The following is a 15,966-nucleotide window of genomic DNA, read 5'->3' as shown; positions in this document are numbered from 1 at the left end:
TTTCAATATGAAACCGTTATTGTCTTTATTTTTTCTTGGCATCTCCTTCATTGGCAACGCACAGGTGGTGGAAATTCCGGAGAAGGAATTCGTTGTTTCATTGTCATCAGATGCACTTGATATCACTCGAGGGCAGAGTAAAAAGATGGAGGTCAGGATTCTAAAGTCAAGAGCGTATCAAAAAGGCAAAATGAAAATGGGAATATCTACTTCTCTTCCGGCCGGGATCAAATTTGCTTTCAATCCTGAAAGTGGAAATGCAAATGTAGTGGAGGTAACAATTACAGCACTACCAGAGGCAGTGCCTGGTGTATATGCTGTTATCGTAAATTCGACCGTTAATTATAAAACGAAGGGATCCATCCTCAAGCTTACGGTAGAATAATCTTCCTATCCCGATAAAAGATGTTGCTTCTTTTGCAAATTCTTGCCTAGTTGTCGGGAGTCACTCCCACCGCCTCGAATTGGTCGGCATTCCTTAGCGGCATACCTATTTATTAAATACTTTTACCTGACAACACTTTCGGTCAACAGGACATGAATACCGATTTCGATATTTCCAATCCTACCAAGCTGGTACGTATATTATACCATGTACTGTTTTGGATAGCGCTGTATGTTCTGGATGTGTTGATCTTTGGTTTTGGGTATGCCAATGTAAATGGATTCATCACGATAGTCTTGGCTGAAGTCCCACCCCAGGTATTTCTGGCATATACGGTAATGTATTGGATCATTCCCCAGTTCGTTGCCAAAAAGCTTTTTTCAAAATCTCTCATCTTTTTATTCGTTGCCTTTTTAGTAAGCGGCGTTATGGGGCATATTCTTTTCATTGCGCTATCCTTGTATGGACGCGAGGTCAGCCTCTTTGATGTGCCACAAATATTTGTCCGAGCCTTTTATGCCTTTTTGCACGCATGCATCGCGGTCGTCATCAAGTTGATAAAAATGTGGTATGAAAATGAAAGACGGGTATCTGAAATGGAGAAAACAAAACTGGAGGCTGAATTAAAAATGTTGAAAGATCAAATCAACCCCCACTTCATGTTTAATACCCTTAACAATCTTTATGGATTAATTGCGAAAAATCCGATGCATGCACAGGAGTCTATACTACGACTCTCCAGAATTTTACATCACATGTTACATCAAAGCAATCGCGAACGAATTCCTCTGCAAGAAGAAATCAGATGTATCCGCGATTACATAGAGCTTGAGGAATTACGGTACCCCGGAAATCTTTCAATCTCGCTGAATGTACAGGACAATGTTAATGGTCTTTCTATTGTTCCGCTTTCAATTTTTCCATTGGTTGAAAATAGTTTTAAACATGGTGCATCGGAAATGATAAAAGACGCGTGGATTAACATTGATTTTTCAACATTCAAAAATGAATTTGTTTTTAAAATTGAAAATGGAAAGATTGAAAGAACATTGCCAGAAAATGGCAAAGGCATTGGCTTAAATAATGTAAAGAGAAGGCTTCAGCTGATTTACGGTTCTGACCACTCGCTTAGTGTTATCGAGAGTCCTGAGAGCTTTCTTATCATTTTGAAGATCGCGATAGCAAGAATGAAAGTAACTGAACGCACAGTGCATGAAACTGAAGTGTCTTATAGTAGAGGATGAACCAATTGCGCAGGACATTTTAAAGTCCTACCTGGATAAAATCGATTTCGCGGAAGTAGCCGCTCAAATGAACAACGCAATTGAAGCTTTTAATTTTTTAAAAATTAACAGTGTCGACCTTCTATTTCTCGATATCAAAATGCCCCAAATGACGGGCATTGAATTGTTAAAGGCGCTTCCTCATAAGCCGAAAGTTGTTATTACATCAGCGTATCGGGACTACGCGATAGACGCATTTGATCTCGATGTTATTGACTATTTGTTGAAACCTTATTCTTTTGAACGATTCCGTAAGGCCGTCAACAAAGCATTGCACGATGCACCGTTGACCGACAATTCCATTATATCAAAAACAGCAGCCCAAGACAAATCGTTTTTCTTTGTAAAAGGAAACAAACAATTGCACAAAATTTACATGGATGAAATTACATTCATTGAAAGCCAACGCGACTATTTAAAATTCACCTTAGTTGACAACCAGGAAATTATGACTCGCCAGACGCTCGGGTACTATGAACAATTTCTTCCGGCAGAAAAGTTTATTCGAATACACAGGTCATTTATTGTTGCCGCAGACAAAATAAAAACCGCCGAGGCGAACCGTATTCTCATTGCCAACCGTTACCTGCCTGTTGGAAGAAATTATAAACTTTATGTTTTAGAGTTTCTCAAGACCCTGAGTGGTCAGGTGAATTCCCTTCAAAAATAATTCATTGCCCTATGCGACCCACGGTGCGCATACATCATACGATACATGTCGTCTATCTCACTTATTACGCCAATTGACAGACATATACTAAATTTTAATTGTTTTAGTTTCTAGTCAGTAACGACATGTTATATGATACATCTTTCGCTTGATCAAGTTTCAAAAAATGATGTTTTGGAAACAGTGCCCATCGTTGATAAAGGCGTCACCTGGAATGGTTTAACAATTAAACAAAAATCGTCTGGCAGCATCTCTCTCTCCAAGTGTTTGCTTTCGAAACATACTTTACAGATCAACCTTGGCGGACCAATTTATTTATCGTGGAAATCAAATGGAGATTGGCGTTCAGGCAGATGCACTCCCGGAAACATCATTTCGCTAAATTCGTGTGGTGATACCGTTGAAATTGAATATCATGGCTCGTGTACAATACTTGAAATTGCTTTTGATCCATTATATGTCGAAAAACTTCTTGAAACGGATAACATTAAATTTCGGGAAGAACACAATATTTATGATTCGTTATTGGCAGATATAAGTTCAGTGTTTACAACGGCGCCTCTCGGCTTAATGACAGAAAAGTTATATATCGAAAGTCTGGGAGTTATGTGTGGCATTCATTTAGCAGCCAACTACACGACTCGTGATAAAAGAATATTTGCACCGAAAGGTAAATTATCTTCTTGCCAGCTAAAGACGATCATCGAATATGTGCGGACCCATCTACACGGCGTCATTACGTTAGAACAACTTGCCGAGTCTGCGAATCTCAGCATCTTTCACTTTTCAAGACTATTCAAAAATACAATCGGGTTAAGTCCTTACCAATTTGTGTTGAAAATGAAAATTGAATATGCAAAAACATTAATTCGGCACCGGCAACCCATCGGTGACATTGCATTCTCCTTAGGTTTCACGGACAGCGCACATTTTTGTAATGCCTTCAAAAAAGTAACAGGACATTCTCCGCTCAAGCTCCACCATGTGTAACTCATCCTCCGTTCTTCACATCATATCCTTCCTAGAGTAGTAACGGTGGATAATCAGCGATGTCGGCAAACCTACCGCGAAAATTAAAATTAAAGTACCCATTAATGCTGCCTTGCTATCAAAATCGCCTTTTGGAATTTCACTTAAGGGAATTATAACCTGGTTCATGATAATCCAAATAAAAACTCCGTAGCATACCCCGGTAACATACCTATTCTTTTTCACCAGCGAGGATATTGGGTATAACAAAAAAAATATCCCAACCCATGAAAAAGCAATCAGGTAATGAAATAGGATTCCAAAAAAAACCATAAGACTACCTTCTGAAAAAGCTTTGCCAGCACCGAAGGCACCACTCGCTATAAATTTAAACAAGCGGGTAGGATCAACCTGGTAAACCACGATCGCTGCAAGGGCATCGAGTGTTCCAACCAGCAGTGTAGTCAATAAGATTGTCGTCCAAGCCTTTCGTGAAACGTTATGGTACTGAGGAAGGACTTTCGGTTTCATGTTTACCTGCGTTGATTACAACACAACTAATATCCGATCAACGCCCCATAATCTGTTGCAAAAAAATGCTGACTTCCCGATGAGCTTGCGGCTAGGTCACAAAAACAATTGTGCCTTTGACTCGCAATGGTATCTCCCATCGGATTCAAAGGCACAAAAATAAAAGGGTGATCTATGACCGTACTAATGCATACTAATTATTTTCAACAGCATCTTCCAAAGATTCAGCCATGCTTAAATGATGTTCCAATACCGGCACCTTTGCAGCTGCCCATGATTTAATATCACCGTCTTCAGCATTATCAGCTGCTTTTTTGAATTTACTCACATCATCTTTGTGGTCCTTAACCATGAATTCACTGTAAGCCTTATCAAAGTCAGCGCCTGATTTTTCAGCAAGATCATTGTAGTCTTTTTGTTTTTCCTCGCTTAAAGTGGTAGGTAAAGTAATATTCTTCGACTGAGCCAGACTCTTCAATTCTTCATTGGCCTTGCTGTGATCATCAACCATTGATTGTGCAAACTCTTTTACTTTTGGAGAAGTCGCTTTGGTCAACGCAAGTTGTGCAAGCTGGACTTCAAGCATTCCACCCTCGGCTGCTGATACAGCAAACTCGGCGTCATCTTCCAAATCCGTGTCTTCCAATTTTTGTTCATTTTGTTCTTCTGCGACCTCTGTACTATCCTGCTGGTTACTTTTCGTTTCGCACGATACAAGTGCAAAGAAACTGGCCGCAAATAACAGGGTTAATATTTTTATCTTTTTCATAGTTAAAATGTTTTTGACAGGCACTACATAAAAAATAATGCCACCAGAAAAATCTATAAGAGGGGCTGTTATTACAACATTTGCACGAAAAGTGCGTAGTGGTTACACAACGTAGTGTAGATCATTTTACACAAACGTTACCTCCTACAACGATTTTTTTTTGCTAACTAGCCCTTGCACTGTTCGCGCATTGCTCACCGCCGCAACTTCAATGTCGTTGTTAAAATAAACGTATACATCATCAACATTGCGCTTTTGTATTATTTCTTTGACGACCTGCTGTAATTTCACCTTGCTATACGAAGACAGGTAAAGTTTTGGGACGCCGTGAAAGCGGTAATACATAGCAGGAGCTGTCTTATAAATATCATCGGGTAGTCCTGGATAGCTAATGCTACAAAAAGTAACCTGGTGGCTTTGCAGCGCCTTAACCACCTTTGGTTGCCACCAACTGATATGTCTGAACTCTATAACGTTCGTAAATGCAGGATCCAAACTTTTTAAGATCTGTTCGAGTTTTTCCTCGCTGTATTCAGTTTGAGGATGTAATTGAAATAAAATGGCACCTAACTTATCCCTTAACCCTTTGGCTACCGTATCATAAAAATCGTGCAGCTCTCGCGATGCATTGTTGAAGCGTTTATAATGGGTTATTAACCGGGGAGCCTTTACAGTAAAAGCAAAATCTTCAGGACTTCTGTCATACCAGTTTTGAAGATCCTTCACCCTTGGAAAACGATAAAAGGTAACGTTGAGCTCTACGGTGTTAAACGATTCGCAATAAAATTCAAACCATTTGCGCTGAGAAAGGCCCTTCGGATAAAAAACCTCCCGCCAACCATTATAGTGAAAACCTGAGCATCCTATCCACCATTTTTTCATTCAAACCGTCGCCCCAATATTATGCCAGTCATGCACTGCCGCAGAAGCATCCACTTTAAAAGGAATTGGGATGTTTACACTTGGCCCAGTATCGTAATATCAGTTCCAATGTTGCCTCCATCTCACTTAATTGAGAAGCTTTTACGAAAAAACCCTGAACCGTCAGATCATATGCTTCATCCACGTCTTTCTGTCTAGCAGCGGTCGAAAGAAATATAAATGGGATACTTTTTTTTCTTAATGTTTCATCAGCCTGTATTCGTCTTCTAAGCTCCAACCCGTTCATCATCGGCATGTTGATATCGCTGAGAATGAGAAATATTTTCTTTTGTGTCGTCTGAAGGTAGTGAAGGGCTTTTACGCCATCGTCAAAAAAAAGAAGCTCGGAAGTAACACCCAATTTTTCACACAGCATGCGAATAAAATATTGATCATCAGCGTCGTCTTCAACAATTACAATAGGATCCGATATAAACAATTTTTTTTCCATGTGTTTTCCGTGTTCGATCAACGGATGGGAGCTTATGCTATCCTCCAGATATTTTTATGATTCAGTGGGCAAACTTCCTTACCTATTAACTTACTCAAGATAACTATGTTTACATTAAACCCAAAAAACCGTGCAGATTTCGAGCAAAGCCACTTTCTATTTCGTAATACAAAGTGAATTCATTAGCTTTTAAGCAAGCATAAGTTTGAATGTATGAAAAAGATTAGCCTCATTTTTTTGTGTTTATCGTTCACGGTATTTCAATTGGCAGCCCAGAAGACCGACGTTATTAATTTTTATCTTACGCCCTCCCTGTCGGCTGACTTGTTAGACAAGCATGGCTTATTCATAAAGAATTTTCTCGAAAAAGAAACTGGTCTTACTATAAAAATGATAATACCAGATACCTATGATGAATTGGTCGATAATTTTAATTCAGCAACGCCGTGCTTCGCCATGATGAGCAGCCAGAGTTATATCCTAGCGAATCAGAAATATGGAGCTATGGTCAAGTTAAGAACGGTGCGGTTTGGCCATTCAGTTTATTACGGAATGATTATCACACGGGCTGCGTCAGGGATTAAAAGTATTAAAGACCTTAATGGAAAAACTTTTGCTTACACCGATGAACTCTCGACTTCCGGTTATCTGTATCCCCGGAAAATGTTTGAAAAAAATAAAATACAACTCGGCAAGCAAACTTTTGTAAAGAAGCACGATGAGGTAGTCAGGTTGGTATATGAGGGAAAGGTGGAAGGTGGTGCAGCGTTCTATTCCCCGCCGTCCAGCGATGGCGTTATGCGGGATGCACGTGCGAGACTCAAAGAAAAATTCCCGGACATAGAAAACAAAGTGGTTATTATCGCAAAGACAGATCCTATACCGAATGATCCTATCGTGTTTTCTAAGAATTTTAATCCCGATGTAGCAAGAAAGTTATACACAGGGCTAGTCAAACTTGCAACGGATGCCAAAGGCAAGCAAACACTTCTGGACCTGTATGGAACGGAAGGCTTTGTTAAAGCTTCGGATGCGGATTATAACTCGTTGAGGAGTGTTATGGGATCAGGAAAATGAAAATCTCAGTAAGCATTTGCCGGCGCGGCAGAAACAGAATCAGCAGAATTGCGATGCTTTAGATGTTCGCGCATTTTCTTCTCATTCTTCTTTATATTCTCTTTAGTCACCTTCGAATATTTCTTTTTTCCCGAAGGGCTCGGACAATCCCATTCTTCTACGGTGCCATATTGTTCCAGCATTTGTTTTCCAGTCGTCCTGGAAGATTTTAGACGCTCAAGATCTACCTGTTCCTTATAATGCTGCTGACTTGGTAATGGCTTTGTACTTGCGATCATCCGCGAAGGCGCCGCAGCGTAACGGGTCCCCTTCTTCAATTTTGATTCTTTTACTTTTGCGAATTTTATTTCCGGACAGGGAATTTTGCCTGATTGACAAGCTGAACATGCTATGAATAATATTAACCCCACTACCCTGAAAACCATAAAATTTTTCTTATGCTAACGAACAATTTAAAATATTTTGTACGCATAGTCAATGAAATCTTTGAAATTCGGCCGGTTCAAGGCACCAACCCCAATTGCTGCATCATTTTAAGCTCATCCGTTACACGCCAATGGGCTATGATTTTTCCGTTTTTAATGTGTTCTATATTGATTTGCTGAACTTCAATGCGCTTGCCGGTAGGCAAAATTCCGAATAAGGTATTTAGATGGGTGCCGGTAACCAAAACCCGGGCAACCACCCGGTCTGGTGTAACAATACTTTCCTGGATGGTGTACTTAAGATCTGGAATACCATTTCGCATCTCCATTATTATAGGCTTCAACCCCTTTGGACCAGGCAATGGGTCGGCGGTGCTTGGATTGTGATTGATGTAATCGGGATCAATGAGGGAATCAAGTTTATCATAATCCCCTTTGTTCCATAGCTCATAAAAATAAGCTTCAATCAACGCCTGGTTGGCTTCAATAATACTTTTCATTTTGTGAATTGTTAAGATACCGAATTCTTATAGAGGAAAAGCAGCAATAAAACAGCCGCCACCTTTTAAGATGAGCAAATATCACGTTGCCTTTGGGAACCAATGATGCACCTGGGTTAAGAAATGAGTCGTCTCGCTAATCTTTTTCGTATACGACTTAATGATTGTGGTTTCACACCAATGAATGAAGCGATATAATACTGAGGAATGCGTTGGTTAAGCGTGGGATGCATGCGCAGAAATTTTAGATATCGTTCCTCTGCAGATTCAGTATATTGGGATATCAACTGTCTGATCGTTACTGCATATACATTTTCCATATGAAGTCGACCGAAGAGATTTCCATCCCGTACTTCACTATAAAAGCGTTGCAGGTCTTTTTTCGAAATGACCAACACTTCACTAAGTTCAATAGCCTCAATATGTTTTGCTGAGGGAGCACATTGAATCAAGCTTTCATAATTACAAAGGAAATCACCTTCTGTCGCGAAGTTATACGTCTTATCTTCACCATCTCGGTCGATGTAATAACGAAAAATTCCTTTGCAGATAAAACCCAGGTGATCACATATCTTTCCTTGCTTTAAAAAGAGTGTACCCTTCTTAAAAGTTACTTCCTTAAAAAGAATACGAATGAGCTTCTTGTCCGCGGAGGTTAGGTTCATGAACCCCGACAAAGTATGATACAAATGTTCGAACTTATCCATGCAGCGTATGCATGGATAAAGGTAAGAAAGGCAGCTCAATTCAAATTATGGTGCTGTTTAAAATTTAAAACGCATAAGAGTTCCTGGGACTTAATTACTTTAAACCGCTTGAAATCAATGACCATGAATGCTCTTTTCAGCCACAGCTCAAGATGCCTGGAAAGCGGCTTAAATCTTTGGATAGTATGATCATAGAAAGGATGGGAATCCTCGCCAAAAAACACAACCAAATTTACCGGTATCATCTTAAAACCAAGTCTTTGTGCTGCAACAATTCTGTGATTACCATCTGTTAAAAGTGCACGATTTCCGATGATTGATAACTCAACAGGTTCTATAGTACCTTTTTTATTTTTGACATAATGCGTTACCTCGTCAACGGAGTAGGTAGGCACAAACGAATTTTTTGGAGCAGGAACTTCGTCTCTCTTAAATTCCCGGAATTGCCATAGCACAGCCGTTGGCAAATGTACTAGTATTGTTTTCTTCATCATTCAGCGCTTATTATATTCCTTGCTTTATGGTAATTAATTGTGCTGGCTTTTCAACCTCTGGACAAGCCTCGGCTTTAATAAAATCGAACTCCTTTACAACTTCTCCCTTTTGTAAATGGATGACATATCTCCCTTTATTTTCATAATAGAAGTCAACCAGAACTTTGCGACGAACAATTTTTTGAGACAGAATTTTGACACCATCTTGCGAATATATTTCGAGATCGGCGCCGACAAATTTTTTGTCTAATTTGAAATAGAAGACATCCATTCTGGATGAGACAACACGTACGGGGTCTTTTAATTTTGTTTCATGAGCTGACGCGGTAAATCCTACCCAAAGCATGCATGTAAGTAAAGTTATTGCTTTCATACTTTTCCATTTGCCAGAGAGCAATGAATAAACGTGCCATAGGATTTAACCGCGATTTTAGGTGAATTAAGGCATAACAAGAGGGAGAACAATTTCAATTTGGGACGGCCATTCCGTTTTTATGAAGTAAGGCCGTCATCTTGTTCGCGTTCTGCCCTGACGAATACGGCCAGATCGATAGGAGATCACCTCTGTTTAAGTGCTCCTTGATAGGTCTTCTTAAATAATTCGTAACGGGGCAGCGAAACCCCTTGAACATATGGACTTCCAGGATTATGCTCAATATAGTCTTGATGATATTGTTCGGCCCGATAAAATGCCGTTAGTTTTTTTACTTCAGTGACAATAGGGTTTTTGAATATACCTGAACTTGAAAATTGATCTAAGGAAGTTTTGGCAATCTTTTTTTCCTCCGGCGTCAAATAAAATAAAATTGACCGGTATGATGATCCTTTGTCCGGACCCTGTTGATCTGGTGTTGTCGGATCATGAGAGGTAAAAAACACCTTGGTCAGCTCTTGGAAGTTAATAATTTTAGGATCATAATATACCAGAACAGTTTCGGCATGACCGGTGGTTTCTGTGTTCACTAGTTCATAGGTTGGATTCGCCGTAGTTCCTCCGGCGTAACCTGAAACGGCAGAATCTACACCCACGACCGCTTCAAAAATATGTTCTGAACACCAGAAACATCCTTCAGCAAATGCAGCAATGGCTTTACCTTCTGGTGCTTTCAATTCAATTTTTCTAACCGGGTCGCTTTTTTTCTTCTGAGCCTCACAGGAGAAACAAAGTGTCACCACAGTAATAAGCGTCAAGGTGGAAATAAGGTAATTCATAGACATAATTAAATAGCGTTTACGTGCATAGATGCTGGCGTGTTTAAGCATCAGAAAACTTCAGAAGCGCGTAGCGCAATGTAATATGTTTTAGTTTGTGCTGCCTGTCTCGGCCGCGACAATTATTTTACATCGACATTATAAAAAACAAAAGGTCACCGACGAAGATGCCAGTGACCTTTTTATTAAATAAATATATTAGAAGCGGAAAGTGCCTCCGAAATTTACACTGCTCATATCATCCCAACCGGATTCAGCATACACTGCGAAATTGTTTACCACGTAGTACCTGATACCCACCTTAACGACGAAGATCACTCCGGAGTCAGTATAATCAGCGCCGAAATTGCTATCATCATAGTTGTATGCAAACCTTCTAAATGCTAATCCAGCGCCTGCGTACACATCCATTTTTTCCAACGGAATAAGTTTATTAAAGTGATAATAGCCAAGTACACCCAAGCTAAATGCATTAAATTTGTCTCGATCGCCAGCATACTTATATGATCCCCACCCCGTTGAAATATACCCACCTAAACCAACTTCATCGCGAATTAATCCGTGTTCAAACTTGCCGTAGAATGCAGGTGAAGCATTAAATCTTCCTGGATGGAAAGTCGGTGCACCAAGCCCAAAACTTAACAGCATTGTTGATTTGTCGAACGTGCCATTATTCCGGGAATCATAGGACTTTTGATAAAAAGATTTGTCTACTTGTGCCTGGCTGATGCCAAAGCTAAATGCCATAGATAAAACCACTAGAACAATTTTTTTCATGAGTTATTTTATATTTAGTTGGTACAAAAGTGATATAAATTTCTTTTCACGACACTACTTTAAAAAAAATTTTTCCCCTATCCATAAAAAAGTGCAAGTATGTTCCTTCCATAACACCTTCATCCAAGAAAGGTTGTAAAAAATAATCCAGCAAGCATTCAGTCGTGGATATCTTGCTTAATCGAGCTATGAAACGCAGCAGGAAGGTATTGGGTTGCAAACACTACCGCATATTCGAATAAGATTGCGAGCTTGTGAGGAAATTCTACCCCGCAAAACTAGTTTGTGCGCTTGATTCATGGTTGCGAGTATTAATCAGTGACTGGCACATTTTTTTCCCGCAGTTCCACATGAGAATTTCAGGACGCCTACGAAGCTTTTGGTCACTCCTCAAAGATACATTCAATCAATGGAACGAAAGGGAGCCATTTAACAATAGCATTATCATTGCTTACTACACCATTTTTTCACTTCCAGGTTTGTTGGTCATCATCATCAATGTAGCGGGATACTTTTACGATAAGCAGGAAGTGACTCGCCAGCTAACGGGACAAATAGAAGCTATGGTAGGTGGTGACACCGCTAGCGACGTTCAATCTATTGTAGACAAGGCAAGCCAAAACAAAGGAACGGTGATTGCTTCTATCCTGGGCGTTGCAACGATGCTATTCGGCGCCACAGGCGTGTTTTATCAATTGCAGCAAATACTCAACAAGATGTGGGAAGTTAAACCTAAACCAAAACAGAAATTTCTAAAGTTGATTCGTGATCGTGTCTTTTCTTTTGGGCTAATACTGGTGGTGGGCTTTTTATTACTGGTCTCCCTCGTTATATCGGCTGGCTTAAGCGCATTTGGCGCGTGGGCCTCGGGATACATACCCGACTCATTGCAGGTATTATTTCGCGTGTTGGATTTTATGGTATCGTTAGCAGTCGTAACATTGCTATTTGCTTCCATCTACAAATTTCTCCCTGACGCAAAGATCAGCTGGAGAGATGTCTGGATCGGCGCCCTCATGACTTCTGTGCTTTTTGTCATCGCGAAGTTTGCGCTGGGTTTATATTTTGGAAAAAGCGACCCAGGCTCTACGTATGGCGCAGCAGGCTCTATCATCCTTATTATGCTGTGGGTTTCTTATGCAGGGATCATACTTCTCTTTGGTGCAGAATTTACACAGGTGTTTGCTAATCGTTACGGCAAAAAGGTTCAGCCCAGCGAAGCTGCTGTATCAACACGAGGCGAAACTGACAATGGCGCCATTGTGAATAAGAAGACCGAGAAACATACCAAAATGAATCACGGTAGTAGGACTTGAATTTTCAACTGCTGCTATACCTGGTAAAAATGTCAATATCTTTAGAGATATTTTGACGTCCATCATTATGTCCTATTTTATTCAAAATATTCTCGATCGCATCGGCCAACCAGATTTACTAGAGCAGCTAAGTAAAAAACTTTCCGGAAGCGATTTAAACTCGCTCCTGCTCGAAGTCATGCGCATAAAAACATCAGACTGCACGCCAGCGCAATTGCTAAAACACTACCAATTGAACCGGTTTGTAAAGCCCGCAGATCTACCTGTTATGGAACTGCGGCAGGCTGAATTGGAGTTGCTAAAGATCTTTCAGAAGTGTTCCTTCACCCCGTTAGAATTATCTCCTGTAAGCATTCTTGGCGCTTGTTCAGTTGTTGCGCCGGCTGACCAAAAAAAAATATTATCTGCACTCAGAGGCACAGAGGTGTTGGCCGATGCAACAAATGCCATGGCGCTACATATTAGCGATCTAAAAAAAACCAACGCATGGATTCCAAAAACTCCCAACGACAAACTCCGGTTCTCCACGATCCAACGGCACGTACGTACGCAAGTTATTCCCGGTAAAGGATTTACACCGCACTTCAAAATTGGATGCCTCGTTACATCAGGAATGGATACGGGTAATTTTACATTTGAAAGAGAAGCTCTTACGGAGCATTTGAAGGTCATGAACGAGATATTTCTGACTTATTATTGCGTCGATCATTTAAGCTTCAGGCTATTGTGCCGTAACGGTTATCCCGATTCAGTTCGGTTAGCTGAGAAGATCACAGAGCATGCACTACAAGCAATGCCCGATATTATTGTGAATATTGTAAAAGAACCTGAAAAAGATAATGCCTACTACAAAGGCATTCAGTGCAAAGTAGACATCAAACTACACAACAGGACTTTCGAAATTGCCGATGGTGGATTTGTTGACTGGACACAACAATTGTTGCAAAACAAAAAAGAAAGATTTTTGATCATGGGGTTTGGTTTTGAGTTTATGTACAGAATTGCTAACGGATTGGTGTAAAAAAAATAAAACAGATCCAGGATATAGTCCCAGATCTGTTTAAACTAATCTATTTTGAAACTTCATATTGAATGGTAACCCCCGCTTTATTCGTTAGCGTTACGGTGTTATCGCACGAACCGTCACCGTAGTCTATCGTTAATTCAAGGTCTCCATGTTTTATTAGTTTCTTTCCTTGAACAGCAATAAACACACCGGCATCAAAACATGAGCGGTCGTAAACCAATTCTTCCTGAATTTTAACGGTAAAACTTTTGCCAATTCGCGAGGTACCTTGTGCATCTCCATTTACAATCAGCCTGCTCAATAATTGTGATCCATTGTATTCCTGTTTGCGGATAAAGTGACACGTTCTCGTTGCCACGGTCCCATCAGGCCACGTGATTTTACCATCGAACAATTCTACATCATGCGTAATACTAATGTCGGTAACATTGGTGACCGTCACCTTTCTTGTACCTTCAATGGCAATTCCATTGATGGAGTAGCCAGAAAAAGTGATCGTCCACTGTGCACCTGCTTCTTTCCATCTCCCCACATGTTCAAGGATAATCAAACCTTTTCTGACATTTCCACCAGCATCGGTGCAGCCTGCGCCAAAATCAATTTTAAGACTACCATTGGAGAAAGTTCCTGCGCGTACTACAACAGCTCCCGACAATCGTATATCGGTGGTGACTTTTCCACCCGTAGCCTGGGCATCTTCGCTTACGAATGCTTCCATTGCCAGTTCATCGGCATCATTGAAGTAATAATCATGTTGCGATTCAGAACTTGCCGTCTCTCTTTCATCCGGTGACAAATTAGGAGAAGCATCTTCAGCTTCGTTACTGCAGGCGATGAATGCCGTGAAGGCCATACTTAAACAAAAGAAAAAAATCTTCCTGGATAGTGTGACCATGATGTTCTTAATAATTGGCGTTTTCATAACTTATTTTTGTTTTCTGTTTTGAGCCATTTAGAGACGTGCAACAGAAAAAGGTTTAATGAAAACTCTGGCCGCTATGAAAAAATAATTTCGCATTCAATGCAAAAAAATCCAGTTAGATGAAGTAAACTCCAAAAAGTTTAATGTTATGCGCGTGATTTATTTTTTATTATCTCATCGTTTACCAATCAAAGCACCAAAGGAAGTGACAAGACATCTGCCATTGTTGGCAACATTACATACTGTTGCTTATTTTCACGTACTATTCGTGAATATTGGAAAATAAATTTGATGTTATCATTGCAGGCGCGGGACCGGCCGGCACAGCCACAGCCATTGTGCTGGGAAAGGCAGGCCTATCGGTAGCCCTACTGGACAAAGCAACCTTCCCGCGCGACAAAACATGTGGTGACGCCTTAAGCGTGGATGTTATTAACCAGTTGAAGGTGTTAACTCCTTCTGTTTTTGATAATTTCCAGGATCTAAGTCCAAAGACTTCTTCGTACGGAGTACAAATCTTTGCACCTGACGGCAGGCATGTTGATATTCCATTCATTTACAAAAAGGAGAAAAGATGTGGATATATATGCACGCGATGGAACTTTGACAATTTTCTGGTACAGCAGCTGAGGGAATTTTCGTCGGTTAAATTTTACCAAAACTGCGAAGTTACGGGCATTCAAAAAGATCAGAATAAAATCCAACTGAACACCACCCATGGATATTTCTCAGCGCCCATTGTAGTGGGCGCCGATGGAGCCCATTCCGTTATAGCTAAAAGGTTAATGAATGCAAAACCGGATAAGGAACATTCTAGCGCAGGATTGCGTGTTTATTACGAAGGTGTCACGGGTTTTCATCAGGAAAATTTTATCGAACTACATTTTTTTGAAGAAGTTTTACCCGGATATCTGTGGATATTCCCGTTACCTGATGGCAAAGCTAACGTTGGAATTGGTATGCTTTCGTCAACTGTTTCGAAAAAGAAAATCAATCTTAAAGATTCGCTAAACAAATTACTCACTACGCATCCAAAATTTTCAGAGCGGTTTAAAAATGCAAAACCATTGGAAACAATAAAGGGATATGGCTTGCCACTGGGATCAAAGAAAAGACCTCTCTCTGGCGACCGATTTCTCTTGACGGGTGACGCCGCCTCGCTGATCGATCCGTTTTCAGGTGAAGGCATCGCCAACGCAATTAGGAGCGGACGTATTGCAGCGAACCACATTTTGGAATGCTTTCAGAAAAATGATTTTACGAAATCATTCAATGAACGTTACGATAAAGAAATTTATAACCGCCTGTGGAAAGAATTAAAATTAAGCCGAACATTACAACAATTGTGTAAATATCCATCGCTGTTCAACTTTGTTGTGAAGAAAGCCAATCAAAGTAAACAAGTCCACCAGTTACTAATCGATTCTTTAGCCCATATTGACAAGAAAAAGTCTCTTGTCCATCCGGCCTTTTATTACCGGCTGTTATTTGGCAGAAATAGTCAGCACTAATGATTCACAACAAAGTACA

General features: G+C 40.3%; 20 protein-coding genes. 8 read left to right on the top strand and 12 right to left on the bottom strand.

Translation table 11 applies throughout. From position 1 onward, the window contains the following. The first annotated feature begins 7 nt into the window (after positions 1-7). The 4 genes from P2W71_RS08030 to P2W71_RS08015 all read left to right on the top strand — a co-directional run bounded on the left by P2W71_RS08030 (position 8) and on the right by P2W71_RS08015 (position 3,328). Positions 8-385 (top strand): hypothetical protein, encoded by a 378-nt coding sequence (locus P2W71_RS08030; RefSeq protein WP_276369397.1) that lies wholly within the window; start codon positions 8-10, stop codon positions 383-385. Between the two features lie 152 nt (positions 386-537). Then, positions 538-1,629 carry a histidine kinase gene (locus tag P2W71_RS08025; protein ID WP_276369395.1) on the top strand — a complete coding sequence of 364 codons (1,092 nt, stop codon included), beginning with the start codon at positions 538-540 and terminating at the stop codon, positions 1,627-1,629. Next, positions 1,598-2,338, top strand: coding sequence for a LytTR family DNA-binding domain-containing protein (locus P2W71_RS08020; protein ID WP_276369392.1), 741 nt, complete (start codon positions 1,598-1,600; stop codon positions 2,336-2,338). The genes P2W71_RS08025 and P2W71_RS08020 overlap by 32 nt, the downstream gene beginning before the upstream one ends. Before the next feature lie 132 nt (positions 2,339-2,470). Further along, positions 2,471-3,328, top strand: coding sequence for an AraC family transcriptional regulator (locus P2W71_RS08015; RefSeq protein WP_276369389.1), 858 nt, complete (start codon positions 2,471-2,473; stop codon positions 3,326-3,328). A gap of 15 nt (positions 3,329-3,343) precedes the next feature. Here the strand turns inward: P2W71_RS08015 and P2W71_RS08010 are convergent, their stop codons facing one another. The 4 genes from P2W71_RS08010 to P2W71_RS07995 form a co-directional block, all read right to left on the bottom strand. Continuing rightward, on the bottom strand, positions 3,344-3,838 hold the full coding sequence (locus tag P2W71_RS08010; RefSeq protein ID WP_276369386.1) for a hypothetical protein: 495 nt from the start codon (positions 3,836-3,838) through the stop codon (positions 3,344-3,346). Between the two features lie 193 nt (positions 3,839-4,031). Further along, positions 4,032-4,607, bottom strand: a complete 576-nt coding sequence (locus tag P2W71_RS08005; protein ID WP_276369384.1) for a DUF4142 domain-containing protein — start codon at positions 4,605-4,607, stop codon at positions 4,032-4,034. Between the two features lie 144 nt (positions 4,608-4,751). Then, positions 4,752-5,489: a DUF72 domain-containing protein gene (locus P2W71_RS08000; RefSeq protein WP_276369381.1), complete on the bottom strand. Its 738-nt coding sequence runs from the start codon at positions 5,487-5,489 to the stop codon at positions 4,752-4,754. 55 nt (positions 5,490-5,544) lie between these two features. After that, positions 5,545-5,979: a response regulator gene (locus tag P2W71_RS07995; RefSeq protein ID WP_276369379.1), complete on the bottom strand. Its 435-nt coding sequence runs from the start codon at positions 5,977-5,979 to the stop codon at positions 5,545-5,547. A 213-nt stretch (positions 5,980-6,192) separates the two neighbouring features. Between P2W71_RS07995 and P2W71_RS07990 the strand changes: the two genes are divergently transcribed. Further along, positions 6,193-7,056 carry a phosphate/phosphite/phosphonate ABC transporter substrate-binding protein gene (locus P2W71_RS07990; RefSeq protein WP_276369376.1) on the top strand — a complete coding sequence of 288 codons (864 nt, stop codon included), beginning with the start codon at positions 6,193-6,195 and terminating at the stop codon, positions 7,054-7,056. 5 nt (positions 7,057-7,061) lie between these two features. On the opposite strand, the gene P2W71_RS07985 is transcribed toward P2W71_RS07990, so the two are convergent. The 7 genes from P2W71_RS07985 to P2W71_RS07955 form a co-directional block, all read right to left on the bottom strand. After that, positions 7,062-7,373, bottom strand: a complete 312-nt coding sequence (locus tag P2W71_RS07985; RefSeq protein WP_276369373.1) for a hypothetical protein — start codon at positions 7,371-7,373, stop codon at positions 7,062-7,064. 185 nt (positions 7,374-7,558) lie between these two features. Then, positions 7,559-7,981, bottom strand: a complete 423-nt coding sequence (locus P2W71_RS07980; RefSeq protein ID WP_276369371.1) for an ester cyclase — start codon at positions 7,979-7,981, stop codon at positions 7,559-7,561. A 116-nt stretch (positions 7,982-8,097) separates the two neighbouring features. Then, the gene (locus P2W71_RS07975) at positions 8,098-8,688 is read right to left on the bottom strand and encodes a Crp/Fnr family transcriptional regulator (RefSeq protein WP_276369369.1); all 591 of its coding nucleotides are present in this window, start codon (positions 8,686-8,688) and stop codon (positions 8,098-8,100) included. A gap of 35 nt (positions 8,689-8,723) precedes the next feature. Beyond that, positions 8,724-9,182, bottom strand: coding sequence for a hypothetical protein (locus P2W71_RS07970; protein WP_276369366.1), 459 nt, complete (start codon positions 9,180-9,182; stop codon positions 8,724-8,726). Positions 9,183-9,192: 10 nt separating this feature from the next. Further along, positions 9,193-9,555 carry a hypothetical protein gene (locus P2W71_RS07965; protein WP_276369364.1) on the bottom strand — a complete coding sequence of 121 codons (363 nt, stop codon included), beginning with the start codon at positions 9,553-9,555 and terminating at the stop codon, positions 9,193-9,195. A gap of 185 nt (positions 9,556-9,740) precedes the next feature. Further along, the gene (msrA, locus tag P2W71_RS07960) at positions 9,741-10,445 is read right to left on the bottom strand and encodes a peptide-methionine (S)-S-oxide reductase MsrA (protein ID WP_276369362.1); all 705 of its coding nucleotides are present in this window, start codon (positions 10,443-10,445) and stop codon (positions 9,741-9,743) included. Positions 10,446-10,592: 147 nt separating this feature from the next. Further along, positions 10,593-11,171, bottom strand: a complete 579-nt coding sequence (locus P2W71_RS07955; RefSeq protein ID WP_276369359.1) for a hypothetical protein — start codon at positions 11,169-11,171, stop codon at positions 10,593-10,595. A 350-nt stretch (positions 11,172-11,521) separates the two neighbouring features. Here P2W71_RS07955 and P2W71_RS07950 point away from each other — a divergent pair, with 350 nt between their 5' ends. Continuing rightward, positions 11,522-12,487 carry a YihY/virulence factor BrkB family protein gene (locus P2W71_RS07950; RefSeq protein ID WP_276369358.1) on the top strand — a complete coding sequence of 322 codons (966 nt, stop codon included), beginning with the start codon at positions 11,522-11,524 and terminating at the stop codon, positions 12,485-12,487. A 67-nt stretch (positions 12,488-12,554) separates the two neighbouring features. Continuing rightward, entirely contained in the window at positions 12,555-13,508 is a 954-nt protein-coding gene (locus P2W71_RS07945) for a hypothetical protein (RefSeq protein WP_276369355.1), read from the top strand. Positions 13,509-13,557: 49 nt separating this feature from the next. On the opposite strand, the gene P2W71_RS07940 is transcribed toward P2W71_RS07945, so the two are convergent. Continuing rightward, positions 13,558-14,436 (bottom strand): hypothetical protein, encoded by an 879-nt coding sequence (locus P2W71_RS07940; protein ID WP_276369353.1) that lies wholly within the window; start codon positions 14,434-14,436, stop codon positions 13,558-13,560. Positions 14,437-14,711: 275 nt separating this feature from the next. Between P2W71_RS07940 and P2W71_RS07935 the strand changes: the two genes are divergently transcribed. Next, the gene (locus P2W71_RS07935; RefSeq protein WP_276369350.1) at positions 14,712-15,947 is read left to right on the top strand and encodes a geranylgeranyl reductase family protein; all 1,236 of its coding nucleotides are present in this window, start codon (positions 14,712-14,714) and stop codon (positions 15,945-15,947) included. Positions 15,948-15,966: the final 19 nt, after the last annotated feature.

Source organism: Chryseolinea sp. H1M3-3, assembly GCF_029360725.1.
Classification (GTDB): domain Bacteria; phylum Bacteroidota; class Bacteroidia; order Cytophagales; family Cyclobacteriaceae; genus Chryseolinea.
Note: the sequence above shows the minus strand (reverse complement) of the source record. Positions and strands in the feature narration are given on the sequence as shown.